This window comes from Candidatus Avoscillospira sp. LCP25S3_F1 (assembly GCF_052117125.1).
In the GTDB taxonomy this organism is placed as follows: Bacteria; Bacillota; Clostridia; order Oscillospirales; family Oscillospiraceae; genus Avoscillospira_A.
This window is the reverse complement of record NZ_JBQKJT010000049.1, coordinates 1-3290: the sequence shown is the minus strand read 5'-3', so window position 1 is coordinate 3290 and position 3290 is coordinate 1. Positions and strand designations below refer to the sequence as shown.

2 tRNA genes and 2 rRNA genes are annotated in these 3290 nt (G+C 51.2%); all 4 read right to left on the bottom strand.

From position 1 onward, the window contains the following. Positions 1-1169: ribosomal RNA gene (locus ACTQ33_RS16970) — 23S ribosomal RNA — on the bottom strand; the annotation flags it as partial. Positions 1170-1572: 403 nt separating this feature from the next. Further along, positions 1573-1649 (bottom strand) — tRNA-Ile (locus ACTQ33_RS16965). Between the two features lie 3 nt (positions 1650-1652). Next, a tRNA-Ala gene (locus ACTQ33_RS16960) sits at positions 1653-1728 on the bottom strand. Between the two features lie 135 nt (positions 1729-1863). Continuing rightward, positions 1864-3290 (bottom strand): 16S ribosomal RNA (locus ACTQ33_RS16955); the annotation flags it as partial.

Sequence of the window (3290 nt, the reverse complement as noted above, 5' to 3'; positions counted from 1 at the left end):
AATTTTCCGCGCAAAATCACTCGACCAGTGAGCTATTACGCACTCTTTAAACGAGTGGCTGCCTCTAAGCCAACATCCTGGTTGTTTATGCGATCTCACATCGTTTTCCACTTAGCATGTATTTGGGACCTTAGCTGTGGGTCTGGGCTGTTTCCCTTTTGACCACGGATTTTATTACTCGCAGTCTGACTGCATGGAAGCATTTCTGCGGCATTCTTAGTTTGATAAGGTTCAGTAAGCTTATCGCCCCCTAGCCCATTCAGTGCTTTACCTCCGCGAAACTCATTCCATACGCTAGCCCTAAAGCTATTTCGGGGAGAACCAGCTATCTCCAAGTTCGATTGGAATTTCACCGCTAGCCACAAGTCATCACCGGTCATTGCAACGAACGTGTGTTCGGCCCTCCATGGAGTTTTACCTCCACTTCAGCCTGCTCATGGCTAGGTCACCTGGTTTCGGGTCTATAGCAACTGACTTCATACGCGCTCTTAACACTCGGTTTCCCTACGCCTCCGGTACTGAATACCTTAAGCTCGCCAGTTACCATAACTCGCCGGACCGTTCTACAAAAAGTACGCCACCACCCTTTAACGGGCTGTGACTGCTTGTAAGCACAAGGTTTCAGGTACTATTTCACTCCCCTCCCGGGGTTCTTTTCACCTTTCCCTCACGGTACTGCTTCTCTATCGGTCATCAGGTAGTATTTAGGGTTGGAGGGTGGTCCCCCCGGCTTCCCACGGGGTTTCACGTGTCCCGCGGTACTCTGGATACAACTACATCGACGTCGGTTTTCGCATACGAGGCTCTCACTCTGTATCGCCGGCCTTCCCATGCCGTTCTGCTAACCTAGCCGATTAAAAAGCTGTCCACAACCCCGGAGATATTGCTACCTCCGGTTTGCCCTCTTCCGCGTTCGCTCGCCACTACTAGCGGAATCTCGATTGATGTCTCTTCCTCGTCCTACTTAGATGTTTCAGTTCAGACGGTTCCCTTCCTACGCCTATTTTGTTCAACGCAGGATACTGGAGTATTGCTCCAGTGGGTTTCCCCATTCGGAAATCTCCGGATCGAAGCTTATTTGCAGCTCCCCGAAGCTTATCGCAGCTTATCACGTCCTTCATCGGCTCCTGATGCCAAGGCATTCCCCTTGCGCTCTTTACAGCTTGACCACGTCGACACAAACTTCATATCCCTCGCTTCACTGTAGCGACAGCAAAGCTCGCTCATTCCGTTGTGTCTCCTCTCAAATTTTTAACCGCTTGCGCTGGGTTAAAAATTTGGTCTAACGGTCGCTAGTTCTCAAGAATTATGCAGGCTCATAAAGAAAAGTTTTTTTGGCTTAATTGTATTTACCCATTAAGTTACAAAAGTAATTTCCTTTACTGTTGCCTTCTCATAATTTGCATCATAGTTACAGTGTTCAGTTTTCAAGGTGCATCTTTGAGCTTTAATGCTCAATGAAATCCTCTGTTGAAGACTTCATTCAACATTAAAACCAGAAACTCCATTTAGAGGTACAAACCCAAACTTGAAAGTTTCTTTGGCTTACCTTTCTTTTCAAAGAAAGGTAAGTGGTGGGCCAAAGTGGACTCGAACCACCGACCTCACGATTATCAGTCGTGTGCTCTAGCCAGCTGAGCTATTGGCCCGTTTGGTGGAGATTAGCGGGATCGAACCGCTGACCTCCTGCTTGCAAGGCAGGCGCTCTCCCAGCTGAGCTAAACCCCCGTTTTCCTCCGGCACACACGCTTTTCTCGTGGTGTGTACCCTCTAAATTAAACAACGTTACTCACAGTCTTCCTCTGCACCTGGTCTGACCTTAGGACGTTACTGAAGATTATTCATCCTCAGAAGTCTCCTTAGAAAGGAGGTGATCCAGCCGCACCTTCCGATACGGCTACCTTGTTACGACTTCACCCCAATTATCGAACCCACCTTCGGCCGCGCCCTCCTTGCGGTTAGACTACGGACTTCGGGTGTTCCCGACTCTCATGGTGTGACGGGCGGTGTGTACAAGGCCCGGGAACGTATTCACCGCGGCATGCTGATCCGCGATTACTAGCAATTCCAACTTCATGCAGGCGAGTTTCAGCCTGCAATCCGAACTGGGACGGCTTTTAGCGATTTGCTCCACCTCGCGGTATTGCCTCGCTCTGTTGACCGCCATTGTATTACGTGTGTAGCCCGGGACATAAGGGGCATGATGATTTGACGTCGTCCCCACCTTCCTCCGTTTTGTCAACGGCAGTCTGGCTAGAGTGCTCTTGCGTAGCAACTAACCATAAGGGTTGCGCTCGTTGCGGGACTTAACCCAACATCTCACGACACGAGCTGACGACAACCATGCACCACCTGTCTCCGCTTTCCCCGAAGGGCACCTAATGTATCTCTACTTCGTTAGCGGGATGTCAAGCCCCGGTAAGGTTCTTCGCGTTGCGTCGAATTAAACCACATAATCCACTGCTTGTGCGGGCCCCCGTCAATTCCTTTGAGTTTCAACCTTGCGGTCGTACTCCCCAGGTGGAATACTTATTGTGTTAACTCCGGCACGGAGGGGGTCAGACCCCCCACACCTAGTATTCATCGTTTACGGCGTGGACTACCAGGGTATCTAATCCTGTTTGCTCCCCACGCTTTCGCGCCTCAGCGTCAGTTGTCGTCCAGCAGGCCGCCTTCGCCACTGGTGTTCCTCCTAATATCTACGCATTTCACCGCTACACTAGGAATTCCGCCTGCCTCTCCGATACTCAAGGGCTACAGTTTCAAAAGCAGTTCCCGGGTTGAGCCCGGGGATTTCACTTCTGACTTGCAGCTCCGCCTACACGCCCTTTACACCCAGTAAATCCGGACAACGCTCGCTCCCTACGTATTACCGCGGCTGCTGGCACGTAGTTAGCCGGAGCTTTTTCTCCAGGTACCGTCACTTTCTTCGTCCCTGGTAAAAGAAGTTTACAACCCGAAGGCCTTCTTCCTTCACGCGGCGTTGCTGGGTCAGGGTTTCCCCCATTGCCCAATATTCCCCACTGCTGCCTCCCGTAGGAGTCTGGGCCGTATCTCAGTCCCAATGTGGCCGGTCAGTCTCTCAACCCGGCTACTGATCGTCGACTTGGTAGGCCGTTACCCCACCAACTATCTAATCAGACGCGAGCCCATCTTTCAGCAATAAATCTTTGGTACCAAGGAGATGCCTCCCCGGCACATTATGCGGTATTAGCAGAAGTTTCCCTCTGTTGTCCCCCACTGAAAGGCAGGTTGCTCACGCGTTACTCACCCGTCCGCCACTGTCCTCT